Origin of the sequence: Nocardia sp. JMUB6875, assembly GCF_041154655.1 — a bacterium.
Classification (GTDB): Bacteria; Actinomycetota; Actinomycetes; order Mycobacteriales; family Mycobacteriaceae; genus Nocardia.
On the sequence record NZ_BAAFGR010000092.1, the window covers coordinates 12,452 to 31,385 of the forward strand.

General features: G+C 69.0%; 19 protein-coding genes. 7 read left to right on the forward strand and 12 right to left on the reverse strand.

What is annotated here, in order from left to right; translation table 11 throughout:
• Positions 1 to 45: 45 nt before the first annotated feature.
• From ACAM49_RS23090 to ACAM49_RS23105, 4 genes are all read right to left on the reverse strand, one after another.
• Entirely contained in the window at positions 46 to 1,230 is a 1,185-nt protein-coding gene (locus tag ACAM49_RS23090) for an MFS transporter (RefSeq protein ID WP_369637635.1), read from the reverse strand.
• Between the two features lie 8 nt (positions 1,231 to 1,238).
• A complete protein-coding gene (dmpI, locus tag ACAM49_RS23095) occupies positions 1,239 to 1,424 on the reverse strand; it encodes a 4-oxalocrotonate tautomerase DmpI (protein WP_369637636.1) in 186 nt (61 codons plus the stop codon).
• Between the two features lie 150 nt (positions 1,425 to 1,574).
• Entirely contained in the window at positions 1,575 to 2,462 is an 888-nt protein-coding gene (locus tag ACAM49_RS23100; RefSeq protein ID WP_369637637.1) for a LysR substrate-binding domain-containing protein, read from the reverse strand.
• Between the two features lie 15 nt (positions 2,463 to 2,477).
• On the reverse strand, positions 2,478 to 2,897 hold the full coding sequence (locus tag ACAM49_RS23105) for a DUF6463 family protein (protein WP_369637638.1): 420 nt from the start codon (positions 2,895 to 2,897) through the stop codon (positions 2,478 to 2,480).
• A 66-nt stretch (positions 2,898 to 2,963) separates the two neighbouring features.
• Between ACAM49_RS23105 and ACAM49_RS23110 the strand changes: the two genes are divergently transcribed.
• On the forward strand, positions 2,964 to 3,554 hold the full coding sequence (locus tag ACAM49_RS23110) for a TetR-like C-terminal domain-containing protein (RefSeq protein WP_369637639.1): 591 nt from the start codon (positions 2,964 to 2,966) through the stop codon (positions 3,552 to 3,554).
• Between the two features lie 3 nt (positions 3,555 to 3,557).
• Here the strand turns inward: ACAM49_RS23110 and ACAM49_RS23115 are convergent, their stop codons facing one another.
• Positions 3,558 to 4,469 carry a dienelactone hydrolase family protein gene (locus ACAM49_RS23115; protein ID WP_369637640.1) on the reverse strand — a complete coding sequence of 304 codons (912 nt, stop codon included), beginning with the start codon at positions 4,467 to 4,469 and terminating at the stop codon, positions 3,558 to 3,560.
• Positions 4,470 to 4,644: 175 nt separating this feature from the next.
• On the opposite strand from ACAM49_RS23115, the gene ACAM49_RS23120 reads away from it, so the two are divergent.
• The 4 genes from ACAM49_RS23120 to ACAM49_RS23135 all read left to right on the forward strand — a co-directional run bounded on the left by ACAM49_RS23120 (position 4,645) and on the right by ACAM49_RS23135 (position 7,899).
• On the forward strand, positions 4,645 to 5,259 hold the full coding sequence (locus ACAM49_RS23120) for a hypothetical protein (RefSeq protein WP_369637641.1): 615 nt from the start codon (positions 4,645 to 4,647) through the stop codon (positions 5,257 to 5,259).
• Positions 5,260 to 5,276: 17 nt separating this feature from the next.
• The gene (locus ACAM49_RS23125) at positions 5,277 to 6,086 is read left to right on the forward strand and encodes a class I SAM-dependent methyltransferase (RefSeq protein ID WP_369637642.1); all 810 of its coding nucleotides are present in this window, start codon (positions 5,277 to 5,279) and stop codon (positions 6,084 to 6,086) included.
• An 89-nt stretch (positions 6,087 to 6,175) separates the two neighbouring features.
• Positions 6,176 to 7,120, forward strand: coding sequence for an ATP-binding cassette domain-containing protein (locus tag ACAM49_RS23130; protein ID WP_369637643.1), 945 nt, complete (start codon positions 6,176 to 6,178; stop codon positions 7,118 to 7,120).
• Positions 7,117 to 7,899 (forward strand): ABC transporter permease, encoded by a 783-nt coding sequence (locus ACAM49_RS23135; protein WP_369637644.1) that lies wholly within the window; start codon positions 7,117 to 7,119, stop codon positions 7,897 to 7,899. Before ACAM49_RS23130 ends, ACAM49_RS23135 begins: the two co-directional genes overlap by 4 nt.
• Here the strand turns inward: ACAM49_RS23135 and ACAM49_RS23140 are convergent.
• From ACAM49_RS23140 to ACAM49_RS23165, 6 genes are all read right to left on the reverse strand, one after another.
• Positions 7,883 to 11,029, reverse strand: coding sequence for a BTAD domain-containing putative transcriptional regulator (locus ACAM49_RS23140; RefSeq protein ID WP_369637645.1), 3,147 nt, complete (start codon positions 11,027 to 11,029; stop codon positions 7,883 to 7,885). The two genes, ACAM49_RS23135 and ACAM49_RS23140, sit on opposite strands and share 17 nt — an antisense overlap.
• A gap of 47 nt (positions 11,030 to 11,076) precedes the next feature.
• Entirely contained in the window at positions 11,077 to 12,303 is a 1,227-nt protein-coding gene (locus ACAM49_RS23145) for a cytochrome P450 (protein ID WP_369637646.1), read from the reverse strand.
• A gap of 40 nt (positions 12,304 to 12,343) precedes the next feature.
• Positions 12,344 to 12,541 (reverse strand): ferredoxin, encoded by a 198-nt coding sequence (locus ACAM49_RS23150; RefSeq protein ID WP_369637647.1) that lies wholly within the window; start codon positions 12,539 to 12,541, stop codon positions 12,344 to 12,346.
• Between the two features lie 26 nt (positions 12,542 to 12,567).
• A complete protein-coding gene (locus ACAM49_RS23155) occupies positions 12,568 to 13,206 on the reverse strand; it encodes a DUF4097 family beta strand repeat-containing protein (protein WP_369637648.1) in 639 nt (212 codons plus the stop codon).
• Between the two features lie 141 nt (positions 13,207 to 13,347).
• Complete coding sequence (locus ACAM49_RS23160; protein ID WP_369637649.1) at positions 13,348 to 13,641, reverse strand: hypothetical protein; 294 nt, start codon at positions 13,639 to 13,641, stop codon at positions 13,348 to 13,350.
• Between the two features lie 136 nt (positions 13,642 to 13,777).
• Complete coding sequence (locus ACAM49_RS23165; protein ID WP_369637650.1) at positions 13,778 to 15,520, reverse strand: histidine kinase; 1,743 nt, start codon at positions 15,518 to 15,520, stop codon at positions 13,778 to 13,780.
• An 82-nt stretch (positions 15,521 to 15,602) separates the two neighbouring features.
• On the opposite strand from ACAM49_RS23165, the gene ACAM49_RS23170 reads away from it, so the two are divergent.
• Together ACAM49_RS23170 and ACAM49_RS23175 are read left to right on the forward strand one after the other, a co-directional pair.
• On the forward strand, positions 15,603 to 16,208 hold the full coding sequence (locus tag ACAM49_RS23170) for a DNA-binding response regulator (RefSeq protein WP_369637651.1): 606 nt from the start codon (positions 15,603 to 15,605) through the stop codon (positions 16,206 to 16,208).
• Positions 16,209 to 16,275: 67 nt separating this feature from the next.
• Positions 16,276 to 17,904 (forward strand): alpha/beta fold hydrolase, encoded by a 1,629-nt coding sequence (locus ACAM49_RS23175; protein WP_369637652.1) that lies wholly within the window; start codon positions 16,276 to 16,278, stop codon positions 17,902 to 17,904.
• 396 nt (positions 17,905 to 18,300) lie between these two features.
• On the opposite strand, the gene ACAM49_RS23180 is transcribed toward ACAM49_RS23175, so the two are convergent.
• Positions 18,301 to 18,934 (reverse strand): AMP-binding protein (locus ACAM49_RS23180; protein ID WP_369637653.1); only part of this gene is annotated, 634 nt, incomplete at its 5' end.

Below are 18,934 nucleotides of genomic sequence, written 5' to 3' on the forward strand. Positions count from 1 at the left end.
TTCCGTTCTCGAATGTTCTCGGAGGTGTGGCGAATCGGTGGACGGTCAGGCGAGGACCAGGTCGTCCGCGACCGGCGCGGCCGCGGTGGCCGGGCGGTCGGTGGCCAGGCCGCGCAGGGCGACGCTCAGGCCGAGGAGGGTGAACAAGGCGCCGGCGAGATTCAGCGTGGCGTAGCCGAATCCGACGCTGAGCAGGGCTCCGCCGAGCAGCGGGCCGACGGTGTTGGCCAGGTTGAACGCGGCCACATTGGTGGCCGAGGCGAGGGTTGGGGCGGCCCCGGCCTTGGCCATGATCGCCATCTGCAGCGGCGCCAGGGTGCCGAAAGCGGCCGCACCGAACAGGAATACGGTCACGCAGGTGGCGGTCTTGTCGTGGCTGGTGAGGGTGAAGACGGCCAGCACCAGCGCGAGCAGCGCCAAGGAGCCGGGAGCGGCGGCACGCGGGTAGCGGTCGGTGAAGCGGCCGCTGAGCAGGTTGCCGACGAAGGTGCCGAGGCCGAAGAGCATGGTGATCCAGATGACCGAGGTGCTCGCGAAACCGCTGACCCGCGTGGCCATTTCGGCGATGTAGGTGTAGGAGGTCATGACGCCTCCGAAGCCGAGCACCGTGGTCAGCAGCGCGAGCAGCACCGGCCGCTGCCGCAGGGTGGTCAGTTCGGTGCGCAGGTTGCCCGCCGCGCGGCGGGCGGCGCGGGGCACCAGCGTGGCGACCCCGGCGAACCCGACCGCCGCGCACACGGTGACCACCCAGAAGGTGGCGCGCCAGCCGAGATGCTGGCCGACCAGGGTGCCCATCGGCACGCCCAGCACGGTGGCCAGGGTCGCGCCGCTGATCACCAGCGACATGGCGCGACCGCGCCGGGCCTCCGGCACCATCTCCGCGGCGGCCACGATGCCGACGCCCATGAAAGCGCCGTGGGCCAGGGCCGCGGCCAGCCGTCCGATCATCAGCACCGCATAGCCCGAAGCCAGCGCGGAGACAATGCTGCCCGCCAGGAACAGGCCCATCAGCCCGGTGAGCAGGCGACGACGTTCGACGCCGCCGGTCAGGGCCGTGAGCAGGGGCGCGCCGATCACCACGCCGAGCGCGTAGCCGGAGACCAGCAGTCCCGCGGCCGGAATCGACACATGCAGGTCGGTCGCGATATCGGGCAGCAGTCCGGCGACCACGAATTCGGTCAGTCCGATGGCGAAGGCGCACAGCGCCAACGCGAAGACGGCGATGGGCATGGCACCGGCTACTTGCCGTCGGCGGTGAGGCGGCCGGCGGTGCCCCAGCTGTCGGCGGGGGTTTCGTGGATCCAGACCTGGACGGCCTCGGCGGGGATCTGGTAGGCGTCGACGAAGGCGTCGGTGATGCGGCGGACGAGTTCGCGCTTCAGTTCGACGGTGCGGGGGCCCTGCTGGACGGTGACGATGGGCATGACTGTTCTCCTTCGCGAGATGCATTGGGATACAGGCCATTTCGGAGTTCTTCGCTCCGAGTTCCGATGCTCTCGGCGGCCTGAGAACAGTTCACCGGAATTCCGTGCGCCGACCAATGAGCAGGTCGTTAGCGCAGCGATAAGCGATCCTTATCGTGAATCGGCGAGCAGCGCGCCGAGCAGGCGCAGATTCGGCGAGGCGGCGTCGGCGCGCACCGCCAGCGCGATGGGCAGGCTCAGGCCCGCGCCCGCGAACGGCCGGAACGCCACCCGCGAGTTGTGTACCTGGCGGGCATTCGACTCGTACACCACCGTCCACATCGGCGAACCCGCGCCGATGGCGGCGAGCGTGTCCTGCAGGGTGGTGGAGGTCGGCGCGGGCGTCGGCTCGAATCCCGCACGCGCGCAGGCGTTCAGCACCAGATCCACCAGCGCCGGATGGTTGCGCCGCTCGGTGAGCCGCAGCGGCACGTCGGCGAGATCGGTCAGGCGCACCGAATCCTGTTTTGCCAGAGGGTGTTTGGTGGGCAGCGCTACCACCAGCGGATCGTCCCAGGCGGGCAGGAAATCCAGTTCGGGGCTCTCGTCCGGCTCGGGGGAGCGCACGAAGGCCGCGTCCAGGCGGCCATCGGCCACCTGGGTCAACCGGTCTCGCACGGGCAGCGCCATCAGTTCGACCTGCACCTGCGGGGCCTTGTCGGCGAAGGCGTCGAGCACGGCGTCGAGCCGCTCGCCGAGTCCGGTCACCGTGCCGAGCCGGAAGACCTCGGCCCGCCCTTCGGTCAGGTCCGCGACCGAGGCCCGGGCCTGATCCGCGGCGGCGAGCACGGCTCGCGCCGCGGGCAGGAAGCGCAGTCCGGCCTCGGTCAGCCGCACCCGGCGCGGTGAGCGGTCCAGCAGCTGCACCCGCAGGTCCCGTTCCAGGCGCTGTACCTGCTGGCTCACCGCGGGCTGCGCGATGTGCAGTCGCTGCGCCGCCCGGCCGAAGTGCAGTTCCTCGGCGACGGTCACGAAATACCGCAACTGACGCAATTCCACCGAGCCATCAAAACATCAGCGGCCGGAGCGGCGTCCGGCGAGTAGCAGTCCGGCCGGGATGAGGCCCAGCACGAAACCCGACGGGAAGAGCAGGGCGAAGTTCGCGGCCGACCATACGCCGAGCGAAATGCCCACGGAGCGCGGGATTTCGCGGTCCTCGCGGCCGGACTTGATGATCAGCGCCCCGAGCGCGATGAGCGGGACGACGAAGCTGCCGGGGAGCGCCCAGAAGTCGGCGAGGGATTGCGCGTCGGACGGGTGGTCGCCGCCGCGCGAGAGGCTGCCGGAGAACCAGTCGGACCAGCTCGGCTTGGTGACGGGCAGGAAGTAGGCGGTGTGCAGGACGCCGATGGCGATGATCGAGCGCCCGGCCCAGATCGTGCGGGTGCGGGCCGGATCGCGCTGGATGGGGGAGATGCTGTCGACCGTGGTCATGGTCTGCTCCTCTGCAGGAATATCGATACTCAAGTTTCGAAACTAGAGTATCGATATAGTGACACCGTGAGCACGCCACGACAAGGCCCGGGCCGCCCCCGGGAGGATCGCATCGATCACAGTGCGCTGGCCGCCACCCGGGAACTGCTCGCGCGCGACGGGTACGCCGCGCTGACCGTGGACGCCGTGGCCGCGGCGGCGGGCGTCAGCAAGGCCGCGATCTATCGCCGCTTCGGGTCCAAGGCCGAAATGGCGTTCCGGGCGGCGATTCACGACACCGAGCTGCCCGCGCCCATCGACACCGGTTCATTGCGCGGTGATCTGCGCGAACTCGCGCACAAGATCGGGGAGTCGATGAGTAACCCGCTGGCCCGCGCGGCCGGGCCCGCGCTGATCGCCGAGCTGGCCAAGGACGCGGCACTGGCAGAGCGCTTCCGGGAAGCGGCGCTCGGGGCGGAGGTCGACTATATCCGTGACATTCTCGAAAAGGCGGTCGTGCGAGGGGAATTGACCGAGCTGCCCGACCCCGCCGAGGTGCATCTGCTGATGGCGGGGCCGGTGTTCTACTCGCTCTTCGGTTTTCAGCAGGAGGTCGGCGCGAGCCTGAGCGAGCGGATCGCGGAGGTCGTCGCCGCCGGGCTGCTGGCCGAAGGCTAGACCTCAGGCGAGATAGCGCCCGTACCAGTCGATTACGCGTCGCCATGCCTCCGCGGCGGCGGTGGGCTGGTAGCGCTGTCCGGTGTCGTTGAAGAAGGCGTGATCGGCGTTCTCGGCGACGTAGCTCTCGTGCGGCACGCCCGCCTTGTCCAGCGCCGCCTCGGCCGCCCCGCGTGAGGCATCGACGCGCGCGTCCAGCGCGCCGTAGACGGCCAGTACCGCCGCCTTGGATTCGGTGATCGCACCGCCGTCGGGGAACGGGCCGTAGAACGGTGTGGCAGCGGCCAATTCGGGGGTGCCCGAGGTCAGCAGCAGCCAGGTCAGGCCGCCGCCGAAGCAGAAACCGGTGGCGCCCAGCTGCTTTCCCGGCACCCGCTTGCCGAGTTCGGCCAGTCCCGCGCGCAGGTCGGCGACGAAGCGGTCCTGCGGGATCTTGCTCAATGCGGCGGTGGCCGCGGCCACGTCGGTGAAGGCGGCGGTGCCGCCCTCTTCGGAGAGTAGGTCGACGGCCAGCGCCGAATAGCCGACGCCCGCGAAACGCCCGGTGACGGAACGGATGTGGTCGGTGAGCCCCTTGTTCTCGTGGATCACCAGCACTCCGCCCCTGGGTTCCGGGGCCGCCGCCCAGGCCGCCTGCAGCGTGCGGCCCTCGGGGCCGGGCAGGGTGATCGGGGTGGTCGGCAGGGCCGTGGCCGCGCCGGGTGGGGCGGCGGGCGAGGCTGATCCGGAGGTGGTGGCCGTGGTGGTGGGTGAGGACTGCTTCGAGGATTCCGCGCAGGCGGCCAGCAAGGCCACGGCCGCGGGTGTCCCCATACCGAGCAGGCCCAGTCGCCGCAGGGCCTCGCGGCGGCTGAGCAGACCCTCGACGTGATCGGTGGCGATTTCCTCTGCGATATTGGGCTGCAGCGGCGTCATGCGCTCAGCCTAGGCTGGGTCCGGCGGTCAAGACCGCTGAATCATGGGCTCTTGCTTCGACTAACGATCTTGGCGATTCGAACGAATGTTTCTGTGGGGGAATTGAACTGCTGGTGGCGCCTTCTTCGGAACTGAATTCACGCCGTCATGCTCGACGACCGAAAGCGAAGTGATCATGAAAAAGCTCCTCACCGCGGCCGCCGCCCTCCTGATGGTCGGAGCATTGGCCGCCTGCGACCCGGAAACCACCACCGGCACGCCCGGCACCAGCCCGGGCGGCCAACCGGCCCAGGTCACCACGACCGCCGAGCAGGGCAATCCCGCGCCCGGGACCTCGCCAGCCAAGGCGACGACACTGCCGAATCGCGATGACGTGAACGTGGACGCCCGCGACTTCGAATCGCAGGGCCACTACTACTTCCAGTCGCCGAGCAAGAACATCAAGTGCGGCATCTACGTGGACGACATCCACACCGTGGGCTGCCAGTTGAAGAACGCCACCGTCATTCCGGCGGGCCTGAACTGCGCGAACAACCCGGCCCACGAGGTGGCCGCCCAGGTCAGCGGTGGCACCGCGCAATTCATCTGCCTGAACCAGGGCGTCTACGTCGGTCCGCCCACCGACGGCTCGACCGCGCCGGGCAACCACGAGGGCGGCGGCAAGGTGCTCGAATACGGCCAGACCATCGGCGTTCGGGGCGTCATCTGTGAATCCACCACCGCGGGCATCCGCTGCTCGGTGGGCGGCCACGGGTTCTTCATCGCCGCCGACGCCCAGTCCCTGTTCTGAATATCTAGGATGGCGGCGTGAGCATCGATCCCTTGTCGGTGAATCGCCGAAACTGGGATGCCCGCGCGGGCATTCACGCCGCCAGCAGTTTCTATCGGGACCATGAGCCGAGCTTCTGGTTCGCCCCGTTCGAATGGGAAGCGCTCGGCGAGGTGCGCGACCGCGATGTGCTGCATCTGCAATGCCATCTGGGCACGGAGACAATCGAATTCGCGCGGCGCGGGGCCCGCGCGGTCGGGCTGGACTTCTCGGCGGAATCGGTGCGGCACGCGCGCGAATTGGCCGGGGACGCGGTTGAATACGTGTGCGCCGACGTCTACGACGCGCGAGAAGCACTGCCCGGCAGGGACTTCGACATCGTCTACACCGGCAAAGGCGCGCTCTGCTATCTACCCGATCTGGACCGCTGGGCGCGGGTGGTCGCCGACCTCCTGCGCCCGGGCGGCCTGCTGTATCTGGCCGAATTCCATCCCTTGTTGCACGCCCTGGGCCCGACCCCGCCGCCGGGCGTCGACCCGGAACAGCTTGTCCTGCACGATGATTACCTCGAGGGCCGCGGCGCGCAACGCCGCGACAGCGTGCACACCTACACTGACGGCCCCGACCTCACCTCCGACACCACCGCCTACGAATGGCGGCACGGTCTGGGTGAGGTCGTCAACGCGCTGCTGGGCGCGGGCCTGCGGATCACCGGCCTCACCGAGACCGATACCCTCCCGTGGCCGCGCTGGCCGCACATGGTCGCGACGGAGGCGGGCTGGTGGCGGCTGCCGGTGTCAGCCCCGATCGTCCCGGTCCTCTACGGGCTCTCCGCGATCAAGCCGTAAATCCCCTCTGAACAGGGGATATTCCGTATCAGAGGGCATGTCAGGTCGGTGTCAGGTCCATATCAGGCGGCCTGAACAAAGTAGTCCCCATGAACAGCACAGCAATCGCGGCAACCGGGCTGCGGAAGGCCTACGGGGACAAGAAGGTCCTCGACGGCATCGACCTGAATATCGGTACGGGAACCATCTTCTCGCTGCTCGGCCCGAACGGGGCGGGCAAGACGACGACGGTGAACGTGCTCACCACACTATTGACCGCCGACGGCGGCTCGGCGCGGGTGGCCGGGTTCGATATCGCCACCCAGACCAAGGCGGTGCGCGCCTCGATCGGCGTCACCGGGCAGTTCGCCGCGGTCGACGATCTGCTCACCGGCGCGGAGAACCTCCAGCTGATGGCGGATCTGCACCGGCTGAAGGGCAACGAGCGCAAGCAGATCGTCGATAGTCTGCTGGACCGCTTCGAGCTCACGGCCTCGGCCGACAAGCAGGCCTCGACCTACTCCGGCGGTATGCGCCGCAAGCTGGATCTGGCCATGACGCTGGTCACCAAGCCGCGGATCGTCTTCCTGGACGAGCCGACCACCGGCCTGGACCCGCGCAGCCGCCGCACCATGTGGGAGATCGTGCGCGAACTGGTCAATGACGGCGTGACCATCTTCCTCACCACCCAGTACCTCGAGGAAGCCGATCAGCTGGCCGACCACATCGCCGTGCTCGACGGCGGCCGCATCGTGGCCGAGGGCACCGCCGATGAACTCAAGCGCCAGGTGCCGGGCAGCTACGTCCAGCTCCGCTTCACCGATCTCGGTCAGCTGGCCGAGGCCGCGCGGGTGCTGCCCACCGCGACCCCCGACAACGACTCGCTCTCCCTCCAGGTCCCCGGCAACGGCGGCACGAAAACCCTGCGCGCCCTGCTGGATCGGCTCGCCGACCACTCGCTCGAGGCCGAAGAGGTCTCCATCCACACCCCTGATCTCGATGACGTTTTCCTCGCCCTGACCGGGCACGCCACCACGGAGGCCGAAGCACAATGAGCACCGCGACCCTTCCCCAGTCCAGCCTGTCGGCGTCGATCGGCGATTCGTCGATCATGTTGCGCCGCAACTTCAAACACATCCTCCGCAACCCGGTCACCGTCTTCAATGCCGCGCTGATGCCGGTGATGATGCTGCTGATCTTCGTCTACGTGTTCGGCAGCGCCTTCAATGTCGGTGGCCACTACATCGACTACGCGACCCCGGGCATGCTGCTGCTGGCCATCAACTACGGACTCTCCGGCACGGCGGTCTCGGTGAGCTCGGATATGGCCAAGGGCGTCATCAACCGGTTCAAGGTCATGGACGTCTCCCGCGGCGCGGTGCTGACCGGCCACGTGGCGGCGACCATCATCACCAATGTGATCGCCATCGTCGCGGTGCTCGGCGTGGCCTTCGCCCTGGGCTTCCGCTCACCGGCGAGCGCGGGTGAATGGCTCGGCGCGATCGGCGTGCTGCTGGCGACCTCGTTCGCGGCCTCCTGGCTCGTGGTGGCGCTGGGCATGGCGGCCAAGACCCCGGAATCCGCGGGCATGTCGGTGGTGCCGCTGATCATGCTGCCCTTCCTGAGCAGCGCGATCGTGCCGGCCGACAAGATGGGCCAGGGTGTGCGGCAGTTCGCGCAGTACCAGCCCTTCACACCGATCATCGAATCCCTGCGCGGGTTTCTCACCGGACATCCGTCGGGCGGCTACACCGCCGCCGCGCTGGCCTGGGCCGCCGGGTTCGCCATCGTCGGATACCTGTGGTCGCGTGCCACGTTCAACAAGCGAGCGTGAGCTCGGCCAGCTCGGCCCAGTTCGCCTCCGACCCCTCCCGCGACGCCTCGGTGAAGTTCGCTTCGCCGAGGCGTTGTCGTGTTTCCCGTTCGATGCGGTCGGCGTCGGGGAGCGAGTGATCGGGCAGCCCGCGCACCGCGATGCTCGCGGCGAGCAGCCGGGCGGCCTGGTCGGCGTGGTTCGCGCGCAGCGCGAGATCCGCGATACCGACGATGATCTGGGCGATCAGCTGGGCGTGGCCCGATTCGCCGGCGGCTTGCAGGGCGGCGGCGTGGTGTTCCCGGGCTCGGTCGAGGTCCTCGGCGAGGTAGCCGCGCAGGTTATTGATCACCGCGGTGACGAAGGGCTGTTCCTTCCCGTCGTCGAACAGGGCGGTGGCACGGTCGATTTGGTGGTATGCCTGCTCGGCGTCACCGCGCAAGCGGGCCAGTTCGGCCTTCGCCAGGGCGACCTCGCCCAGCGCATTCGGCCATCCGCCGCGATCCGCCGCCCGCTGGGCCTGGTCGATGGCGGTCGCACTGGCCTCCGAATCACCCAGCAGCCAATACAACTGGGCCTGCCGGGAGCGGATGCGCACGATGTCCTCGAGCGTGCCGACCTCGGCGACGACGCCGACGGCCTGCTCCAAAAGCTCACAGGCGGAGACGAATTCGCCGCGCATGGCCAGACGATCCGCCACCTCGGTCAGCGCGAAGGACATGCCCCACCGCTCACCGATGGCCCGGAACTCCGCGAGCGCCGCCTCGAGGTATTCGTCCACCTCCGGCCCGTCCTGGCCGAGGACGACCCGCATCTTGCCCATCTGCAATCGGGCCAGCGCCCGCACCCACGGATCCTCGTCGGAGAGTTGCGGTTCGAACGCGGTCAGCATTGCCTCCGGTCCCTGGAACAGGCGCTCCAGGGCGGCGATGAGCGCCACCGTCGGGTGGTGGCCGCCGTCGCCGGGGCTGAGTTCGTAGGCCTTGTGGATCCATTCCTGCATCAGGCGCTGGTCGTTCGGCCCGGAGGACAGGAAGTGCGAGACCAGTCCGTAGACCGTGACCCTGGTCTCGACGTCCACCTCGGCGGGCAGTTCCGCGGCGGCGGTGACGAATTCGAGGCCCTCGGCCTTGTGCCCGGCCAGCCACCAGTACCACCCGGCGGCCGCCGCGAGGCGCATGGCCTCGGTGCCCTCGCCCGCCGCGAGCGCGCCGCGCATGGCCGCCGCGAGGTTGTCGTGCTCGCGGTCCAGCACGTCCAGCCATTCCACCTGATCTGCCCGGCGCAAGCGGGGCTCGGCCTTGGCGGCGAGGTCGGTGAAGTACGAAAGATGCGCTCGGCGTATCCGATCCGCTTCCCCGGCCTCGTCGAGGCGTTCGCGGGCGTACTGCTTGATGGTGTCGAGCATGCGATAGCGCGGGCCGCCGTTCTCGGTGACCAGCAGCAGCGATTTCTCGGTGAGCGCGGTCAGCAGCTCGAGGACTTCCCACTGCTCGACGGTGTCGTCGGCGCAAACCTGTTCGGCCGCTTCCAGACTCGCGCCGCCGGAGAAGACCGCCAGTCGGCGCAGCACCGTGCGCTCGGCGTCGGAGAGCAGCTCCCAGCTCCAGTCGACCACCGCGCGCAGGGTGCGGTGCTGCGGGATGGCGGTGCGGCTGCCGCCGGTCAGCAGCCGGAAGCGGTCGTCGAGGCGGGTGGCGAGCTGGTCGAGGGACATGGTGCGCAGGCGGGCCGCGGCCAATTCGATGGCCAGCGGAATGCCGTCCAGCGCACGGCAGATCCGGGCCATGGTCGCCAGGGCGGCCGCGTCGGTGGGCAGGTCCTTGCGGACGGCTCCGGCCCGGTCCAGCAGCAGCTGGACGGCGGGGGAGGATTCGATGTCGGCGGGGTCCGCGCCCTCGGCGGGCAGGCTCAGCGGTTCCACCTGCCACAGCGCCTCGCCCGTAATGCCCAGCGGCTCACGGCTGGTCGCGAGGATGCGGAGTCGGCGGCATTCGCCGAGCAGGAGGTGGGCGAAGGCGGCCGCGGCGTCGATGACGTGTTCGCAGTTGTCGAGGATGAGCAGGGTCTCGCGTTCGCGCAGGGCGGCGATGAGCCGGTCCATCGGTTCCGCGTGGGCGCCGCCGCCGAGCAGGGCATCGCGCAAACCCAGTGCGGCGAGCACGGTTTGGGCCAGATCGCCGGAGGCGTCGGCGGAGGCGAATTCCACCAGCCAGGCGCCGTCGGGCAGATCGTCGAGCAGGGTGTGCGCGGTCTCCAGGGCGAGCCGGGTCTTGCCGGAGCCGCCGGGGCCGGTGAGGGTGGTGAGCCGGTGCGCGGCGATGAGTTCGCGGACCACCGCGATATCGGCGTATTTGCCGACGTACGTGGTCAATTCGGCGCGCAGGTTGGTCTTGCGCTCGGTGTCCTTGGCGCCGATCTCGCCGCGCAGCAGCGCCACGTGCAGGGCCGAGAGTTCGGGGGAGGGGTCGGCGCCCAGTTCGTCGGCGAGCGTTTCGCGGATCCGCTCGTAGGCGGTGAGGGCGTCATTGCCGCGGCCCGCGTCGGCGAGCGCGCGCATGAGCGACCCGGCCAGCCGTTCCCGCATCGGATGCTGGGTGGTGGCGTCGGTGAGCTCGGCGATCAGTTCGGGACCGCGGCCGAGCCGGATCTCCGCTTCGTAGAGGTCCTCCATGGCGGCCAGCCGCAGGCCGTCGAATCGGACCAGCACGGCGGTGAGGTCGTCGCTGTCGGGGGCCCCGACGTCCTGCATGAGGGTGCCGCGCCACAGGTCGAGGGCCTCGCGCAGCAGCCGCGCCTGATGCGCGTCGTCACCGCCGCGGGCCTGGTCGAGGAGCTGTTCGAAGCGCACGGCGTCGACGGCGTCCGGATTCACCACCAGCCGGTAGCCGCCCGCCTGCACCTCGATCGAGCCCTCGGGCAGCAGCCGCCGCAGCCGGGATACCAAGGCCTGCAAGGCGTTCGCCGCGTCGGCGGGCGGCTGTTCGCCCCAAATCCAGTCGACCAGCTTCGTTTTCGAGACGGCGCGGCCGGGTTCGAGCGCGAGGGCGATCAGCAGCCCGCGCAGGCGGGCGCCGGGCACCTCGATGGGCCGATCGTCCTCTGCTCGGATGTCGAGCGGTCCAAGCATCCTGATACGCACCCGGCTCATTCTGCCGTGCACGTCTCCTGGACGCCGGACCGCCGTCGACGGCCCGGTCAGCGCGTGCCCTCCGACCAGGTGACCGGCAGGGCGTGGACGCCATAGATATTCATGTCGGTCCGCAGCCGCACCTGCTCGGCAGGAATCGCCAGGCGCAGGGTCGGGAACCGGCGCAGCAGTCCCTCGAAACCGGCGCGCATCTCGATGCGGGCCAGCTGCTGGCCCAGGCACTGGTGAATGCCGTGGCCGAAGGCGACCAGGCCGCGCGCCCGGCGGTGCACGTCCAGGGTGTCCGGGTCATCGAAGAACGCCGGATCGCGGTTGGCGGCCAGCAGTGAGACCACCACGGTCGAGCCCTGTTCGATGATCTCGCCGCCGAGTTCGATGTCCTCGGTGGCGTAGCGGTAGAAGATGTCGGCGACCGACAGGAACCGCATGAGCTCCTCGACCGCGTCGGAGACCAGCTCCGGATCGGCGTGCACGGCGGCCAGCTGCTCCGGATGCTCGAGCAGCGCGAAAGTGCCCAGCGCCAACATGTTCGCGGTGGTCTCGTGCCCGGCGAGCAGCAGCAGAAAGGCGATGCCGACCAGCTCCTCGATGCTCAGGTCCTCGTCGCGGGCCAGATCGGAGAGGATGTCCTCGTTCGGTTCGGCACGCTTGGCCACCACCAGTTCGGCCAGGTAGCCGGTCATCGCGGCGTAGGCGGCGCCCTTCTCCTCCAGGGTCTGTTCCTTGAGCAGGAACTTGGCGGAGTTGATCTGGAAGGTGTCGCGGTCGGCATAGGGGACGCCGAGCAGTTCACAGATCACCAGCGAGGGCACTGGCAACGCGAATTCCTTGACCAGGTCGACCGGCTGCGGCAACCGCTGCATCGCGTCCAGCTGGTTCTCGGTGATCTCGACGATATGGTCCCGCAGCTGCTTCATCCGCTTGACGGTGAACGCGCCGGTGAGCTTGCGGCGCAGGCGGGTATGGTCCGGCGGATCCATGGCGACGAACAGGCCCGGGATCTGCGGGGAGGGTTCGGTAGGTGTCGGCATGCCGGGGGTCTCGTACGGCACGTGGATCACGCCGAGGTCCAGGCGGGAGCTGAATCTGGTGTCCGACAGGACCTTTCGGACGGCGTCGTAACCGGTGACGAGCCAACCTCGGTGACCGTCGGGGAATACCAGCGGGCTGACCGGCCGCGCGTCGCGCAGTTCGGTGATCTCGCGGGGCGGGGCGAAGGGTCCGGCATTGCGTTCCATGGGGAGGCCGTGCGGGACGGGAACCGTGTTGGTCATCGTAATTCCTTGTCGTGAAAGATATTTCGAGCAATCAGAACTATTCGTCGGAGATGGTGAGCGCGCCGGAGGGGCACGCCCGGACGGCTTCGCGAACGACCGCCTCCTGCGCGGCCGTCGGCACGAGGGTCAGCGGCACTACGCGGCCGTCCTCGTCGTCCTGGTCGAATACGTCGGGAGCGGTCAGCGCGCACATACCGGCGCCGATACAGCGCTCCCGATCTACCTGGAGTTTCATGGCTGATCCCGAGAGTTCGACGTGGGTCAGGCGGCGGCAGCGTGCCGAATGATGATGTTGCCGACGCTGTTTCGCGCCTGCACATGCACGGTGTCCGCGGCATCCGGCGCGACCGGCCGCATATCGTTGCGCACCGAACCGGTCTGCGCAGTGGTCTCCACGTGCGCCGCGCTGCCCGGCCGGATGCCGACCTCGAGCTCGCCGATCGAGGTCTGCAGTCGCATCACACCGCGCGTCGCCTCGCCGATGCGGATATCGCCCTTCGAGGTCTTGGCGGTCACCGACCCGAGCGGACGTTCGATCTCGATATCGCCCAGCGCCAGTTCCACCGCGCACTCACCGAGTTCACCCGCGCCGCTGATGTGGCCGACACCGGCGGTGGCCTTGAACGACGACCCGGCCGGCGCGAACACGGTCACCTCGATCGAGGCGTTCCCGCCGAACGGCGTATAGGTCCGCCAGTTCTTCGGCATCGTCACGCTCAGCGTCCCGCCGACCAACTCGGCCCGCGTCTGCGCCGCGGCCTTCACATCGGCCTTCTTCGACGCATCGCTCGCCCGCACCTCCACCACCGTGTCGGCACGGTCGGAGGCGACGACGGTGACATTGCCGCAGAGCACATCGACATCGATGGCGATCGGTCCCGGGGTAGCGAAAGTATTCATGGCGGAAGCTCCTTCAGCGGCTGCGATGGCTGTTACGCGAACAACCATCGCGCCGCCCGCTGATACCGACCTGACGTCGACCTGACATGCCCGCCACTCGCCGTCAGGTCCCGCTCTCTCCCAGGTCAGGAGGCTGATTCGTCAAGGATGTTCGTCGATGATCTCGCCGGTCAGGGCGGTGGAATCCAGCATGAGGGATTCGGTGGCGTCGACGAGGGGGATGCCCTGGGCGGCGGCGATGGCGGTCAGCATGTGCTCGGCGGTGTCCCAGCGCCAGGTGTCGAGGTAGGTGCCGTCTTCCAGGCGGGTGAGGCGGGCCTCGGTGAGGCCGGGGTGGGCCCGGCGGATGCCGTTGATGAGGGTGCGGCGCTGGGCGAGCAGGGTGTCGAGGTCGGCGCGGGCTACGCGGAATCTGTGCAATCTGATCACGGCCATGCCGGGCGGCCTCGCTCTCTGCGGCGCTGTGGTGGGGACAGGAGCAAGCCTCACAGTGGGCAGCGCTCGGCGGTAGTGCCCGGGGTCACCGGTCGGGTGTGCATCCGGCAGGGGTCGGCCGTGCGGAATGCACGGGTCAGCAGGGGACCGCGGCCTCGAGGCGGAATTCGCCGTCGTCGATGGAGGTTTCGAAGGAGCCGCCCGCGTCGAGCACGCGGGCGCGCATATTGCGCAGGCCCTGACCCGAGCCGTCCGGGTTCGCGGTAGGTTCGACCCCATCGTTGTGAATGTTCAGCTGTACCAGCCGATCTCGGCTGCGGCAGGAGATCGCGACGCGGGTCGCGGTGCTGTGGCGCAGCACATTGGTCACGGCCTCGCGAACCACCGGGGCGAGGACGCGGTCGGCGCGTTCGGGCAGTTGGTCGTCGCAGTCGATGCTGACGGTCTCGATGGCGGCGACGAGTATCGAGCGGGCCGAGTCGAATTCGTCGCGCAGCGAGCGGGCCGCGCATTCGTCGGTGAGGGCGAGGGCCTCGAAGCGCGCATCGGCCGCGATGCGCAGCGCCTGATCGATCTCGGATGCCGCGCGCACGGGATCTCGCGTGATCAGTTCGCCGATGAGATCGCATTTCAGCGCCAGCACCGACAGGGTCAGGCCGAGCAGGTCGTGGATGTCGCGGGCCAGGCGCAGGCGTTCGAGGTGCGCTGTCCGGGTGGCCAGTTCGGCCCGGGTGCGGTTCAGCTGCAGCGAGAGCTGCCGGAATCGGGCCAGGCCGTAGAGGCACAGCGTCGCCTCCAGCGCCAGGAACACCCAACCGGCCGGTTCGGCGAGCTCGCCGGTCGGCTCCGCGAAGGCCGCGCGCAGCGCGATCAGGCCGATCGCCGCCACCACCCAGGGCGCGCGCTCGCGTAGCAGCGCGGCCACCGCGAGCAGGCTCAGCCACGAGCACCAGTACGGGCCCAGCCACAGCAGCGGAACCAGGGTGAGAACCACCTGCGCCCACAGCAGCACCACCGCGTATCGCGTCCAGACCACCTGCGCCACCAGCAGCGCCGTGAACGTGACGCCGCCGATCGCGTTGGCGAGCCGGTACTCCGGGATCTCCAGCACCTGATTCGCGGTCATGGCGATCAATCCGGCCACCAGCGCGGTCATCGCCAGCCGGGGGACCAGCCGCGCGACCGGCGCCGGATCCGGTGAGGGCAGGTCGAGATCGTGCTGGGCGGCCGCGGTGCGGCGCATGACCGCGACGATGGTGCGCGTGCGGTCGGCCACGTCGTCGGCCGTGTCGCGCGCCCGCTCCGGGTCCTCCGCGAGTTCGGTTCGTGTGCGCCGCAAGCGTTCCAGCACCTCGGTGATCTGCTCGCCGAGCCCGGCGCGCAGATCGCGGGCCACCCGCAGCCGCTCCTCGGAGCGGACCACGCGGGACAGTTCCTCCTGCGTCGAGCTCAGGCGATCGAGCAGATCGGGGAGCCGCAGCAGGCTGTAGACCACCAGGCCGACGGCCGCCGTCGCCACGTAGGCGTGCGCGTAAGCCTCACCGCCCGCGTGCAATCCGTGGTGGGCGGGACCGGAGACGAGCGTCACGACGCCGAAGCCGAACCAGCGCACGCGCTGTCGCGGGCCCAGCAGGAGGGTGGCGGCGAGCAGCCAGTCGAGGTTGAGTGCCGCCGCGCCCAGGAAGGCGATGGGCAGGTATGCCGCCACCGCCTGCGCGATCAGGACGGGCAGGTTCCCCGGCCGCCGGTGCGCGATCACCAGCAGGATCGCCTGCACGACAACACAGCAGGCGGCGGCGATGCCGTTCCCGCCGACGACGACCGAGAGGGCGTAGACGACCAGGAACAGGTACCCGGTCGACCTCGAGAGCAGCGACACGCGATGATTGCATACCGGCCGGGCGGTCTCGGGCAAATCGAACGGCTCGAGCGATCCGGCCGCGGGTGAGGAGTGGTATCACGTGATCAGAGTGTTGATCGCCGAGGACATGCGGCTGCTGCGCGAAACCCTGGTGGCCTCTTTGGAATTGGAGGACGACCTGGAGGTGGTCGCCGTCCTGGAGGACGGTGACGGCATCGCCGCGGCCGTCGCGAAGCAGCCGATCGATCTCGCCATCCTGGATATCGACCTGCCCGGCAAGGACGGCCTCACCGCCGCCTCGGAGATCCTCCGCGACCACCCGGACTGCCGGGTCCTGGTGCTGACCTCGCTGGCGAGCCCCGGACATGTCCGGCGCGCCATCGATATCGGAGTGTCCGGCTTCGTCCTCAAGGACAGCTCGCGCCGCGACCTGCTGCACGCGGTCCGCACCGTCGCCGCCGGCGGCAGCGTCCTGGACCCGACCCTGGCCTTCACCGCCCTCCGCGGCCCCGCCAACCCCCTCACCGACCGCGAAGTAGACGTCCTACGCTGCCTGGCCAGCGGCGCCGACCCCAAACAAATCGCCGCCCAACTCCACCTCTCCTACGGCACCGTCCGCAACTACCTGGCCGCCGCAGCCACCAAACTCCAAGCCCGCACCCGAGTAGACGCCATCCGCATAGCCCAACAAGCCGGCTGGCTCTGAACCAGCGGTGGCGGCTCGGGAGCAGACCGGTTAGGTTGGCAGCGGTCGGGTACAGGATGAGGGGGATGTGCCTGTGCGGCGTTCGGTGGGTTCTCTTGTCGCCACTCTGGTTCTCGCGCTGAGCCTTTCGGGCGGGAGTGCCCACGCCGACAACGGCTCGGATCAGAGCCTGATGTGGAAACCGTGCGGCGAGACGGCGATTCAGAAGGTGCTGGACGGCCGGGTGACCGCCGCGGCGCGCACGGTGCTCCTGGACGGGCTGGAATGCGCGACCGTGCGGACACCGCTGGACTGGTCGGATCCCGCGGGACCGACCGCGACCTTCGAGATCTCGCGGCTGCCGGGGCGGGGTGCGCGGCATCCGCTGTTGACCAGTCCGGGCGGGCCGGGAGCGGGCACCCTGGTGAATCCGGTGCAGTGGGCCACGGCGTTTCCGGAGCTGCGTGACTCCTACGATCTGATCGGGTTCGATCTGCGCGGTACCAGGCAGTCGAGCATTGCGGCCGATTGTGACGAGAACAGTTCCGGTGACCCGCAATTGCTGGGCACCGGCCGCAACGATGGCATCGACCTGCTCGATTTCTCAGCCGAGTCGGTGCGCGCGCAGCTGTCGCAGGCGCGGGCTTGGGTCGAGTCCTGTGTGCAGCGGTCGGCGCGGACACCGGACGGCGCTACCACGCTCGGGGTTATCGACTACTGGCAGACGGTGCGGGACCTGGATCTGGTGCGCACGCTGTTGGATGCGCCCACCTGGAGTTACCTCGGCGCGTCGCAGGGGACCGAGCTCGGTTTGGAGCTGGCGCGGACATTTCCGGATCGTATCGACCGGCTGGTGCTCGATTCGATCGTCGATCCGGCGGTATCCCTCGCCGACGGTGTGCGGGATCGAACCCTGCACCAGCAGAAGACGATCGAGGACGCGTTCGCGCCTTGGCTCGCCACCCGGGCCACGCCGTTCGGCGACAGTCGCGAGGCCGTCCTCGCCGCGCTCACCCGCATGCGCGCCGACCTGGCAGCCCACCCGATCACGCTGCCGCTGGACCGGACGTTCAGCGGGAACGACCTGAACATGGCGCTGTTTGGCGTCGACAATGGACCGTTCGAGGGGTTGGAGCGCAAGCTGCTCGCTCTGCGCGACGCGATGGATCGACCGTCATTGGCCACACAGTTGAACGTGGCCATGACATTTCGGCTGACGCCACTCATCGGTCTGTTCGGTGAGGACCTGATGGAAGCCGGTTCCCGGTCCGGCTGGTGGACGGCCCGCAATTGCAATGACTTCGGCTGGAGTCACGACCTCGACGAGATCGTCAACGCCGCACAGCGACTCGCGGCTCAGGCCCCGTTGACCTACCTCGGGATGGGCTTCACCGCGCCCTGCGCCTTCTGGCCCGCACCGCACCGCGACCCGAACCCGGCGCCGTTGAGCGGTATCGCGTCGGCACTGCTGATCGCCAACGAGAAGGATCCGGTGACGCCGATTTCCGGAGCGCTGGCGGTGCACGCCGCCATCCCCGATTCCCGCCTGGTCACCGTCGCCGGCGCCCAACGTCACCTGGCGCTGCCCGAGACCATGCCCGCCGGGCTACCCGGCTCGATTCCGGCCACCAGCGCCTGCGCGACGGCCACGGTCATCGACTACTTGGTCCATGGGCGGCTACCGGCCCCCGATACCGGCTGCCGCCCCGACCATTGAGTCGGCCCCGAGCGGGGGCCGACGCAGTACTACTCGGTCAGTGGCGCTGGGCGTTGGCCCAGGAAGATCCCGCGTTTGCCACCTGCAGGGCGCGCTGGAAGAAGATCATGAGCAGTTCCATGTGACTCGCATTCCTTACTGTCGATGTGGATGGCGGGATCCTCGTCCGATGTCCACACCGATCCCTCCCCCGACCCGCGCGAAACCGCGAGACAGGCCGCGGTCGACGTGGTCACCGAATCCCCCGAGGAGACAATAGATCAGTGAATGGGCGTTTGAACACTGGTATTGCGGTATCGAGAATGTGATTCGCATTCCCTCGGCGCGACCGGGTTGTCAATCCTGGTAAGTGTTGTTTCGGATGTCGCCGAAACGAGTTGTGACCACTGGTTGCTGTTACATGAATTCGCCTGCGGTGTAGGCGGTCTGGAGCTGGCGCTTGTAGACCTTGCCGCTGTCGTCGCGGGGCAGCGAGTCGACGATGCGGATGTGGGCGGGGACCTTGTAGTCGGCCAGTTGTGCGGTCAGCGCCTCGCGCACCGTGTCCGCGGTGAGGTTCGCGCCGGGCCGGGGCTGGATGTGTGCGGCGACCGCCTCGCCGAGGTCACCGGCGTCGGGGACGCCGAACACCGCGACATCTTCGACGCCTTCGAGGGCGATGAGGGCGTTCTCGATCTCGGCGGGGTAGATGTTGACGCCGCCGCGGATCACCACTTCGCTGTCCCGGCCGGTCAGGAACAGGTAGCCGTCGGCGTCGAGGTAGCCGAGGTCCCCGACCCACAGCAGGCCCGCCAGGGGCGAGGCCGGGGCGCCCTGGTTGAGGTATTCGAAGGTGGGCCAGTAGTCCGCGCCGCGCACGTACACGCGCCCGATCTCCCCGGCGGGCAACGGGTTTCCGTGCTCGTCGGCGATCGTGACCGCCGACCCGTCGGCGGGGCGTCCGACACTGCCGGGGTGTGCGAGCCATTCACTCGCGCCGATCCAGGTGATCGTGCCCGCTTCACTGCAGCCGTAGAACTCCCACAGCGCC

Excerpts from the sequence above, each read along its gene's own strand:
- ACAM49_RS23090 (WP_369637635.1), bottom strand. The coding sequence starts at position 1,230 with ATGCCCATCGCCGTCTTCGCGTTGGCGCTGTGCGCCTTCGCCATCGGA.
- dmpI (WP_369637636.1), bottom strand. The coding sequence starts at position 1,424 with ATGCCCATCGTCACCGTCCAGCAGGGCCCCCGCACCGTCGAACTGAAG.
- ACAM49_RS23105 (WP_369637638.1), bottom strand. The coding sequence starts at position 2,897 with ATGACCACGGTCGACAGCATCTCCCCCATCCAGCGCGATCCGGCCCGC.
- ACAM49_RS23115 (WP_369637640.1), bottom strand. The coding sequence starts at position 4,469 with ATGACGCCGCTGCAGCCCAATATCGCAGAGGAAATCGCCACCGATCAC.
- ACAM49_RS23120 (WP_369637641.1), top strand. The coding sequence starts at position 4,645 with ATGAAAAAGCTCCTCACCGCGGCCGCCGCCCTCCTGATGGTCGGAGCA.
- ACAM49_RS23130 (WP_369637643.1), top strand. The coding sequence starts at position 6,176 with ATGAACAGCACAGCAATCGCGGCAACCGGGCTGCGGAAGGCCTACGGG.
- ACAM49_RS23135 (WP_369637644.1), top strand. The coding sequence starts at position 7,117 with ATGAGCACCGCGACCCTTCCCCAGTCCAGCCTGTCGGCGTCGATCGGC.
- ACAM49_RS23140 (WP_369637645.1), bottom strand. The coding sequence starts at position 11,029 with ATGAGCCGGGTGCGTATCAGGATGCTTGGACCGCTCGACATCCGAGCA.
- ACAM49_RS23145 (WP_369637646.1), bottom strand. The coding sequence starts at position 12,303 with ATGACCAACACGGTTCCCGTCCCGCACGGCCTCCCCATGGAACGCAAT.
- ACAM49_RS23150 (WP_369637647.1), bottom strand. The coding sequence starts at position 12,541 with ATGAAACTCCAGGTAGATCGGGAGCGCTGTATCGGCGCCGGTATGTGC.
- ACAM49_RS23155 (WP_369637648.1), bottom strand. The coding sequence starts at position 13,206 with ATGAATACTTTCGCTACCCCGGGACCGATCGCCATCGATGTCGATGTG.
- ACAM49_RS23160 (WP_369637649.1), bottom strand. The coding sequence starts at position 13,641 with ATGGCCGTGATCAGATTGCACAGATTCCGCGTAGCCCGCGCCGACCTC.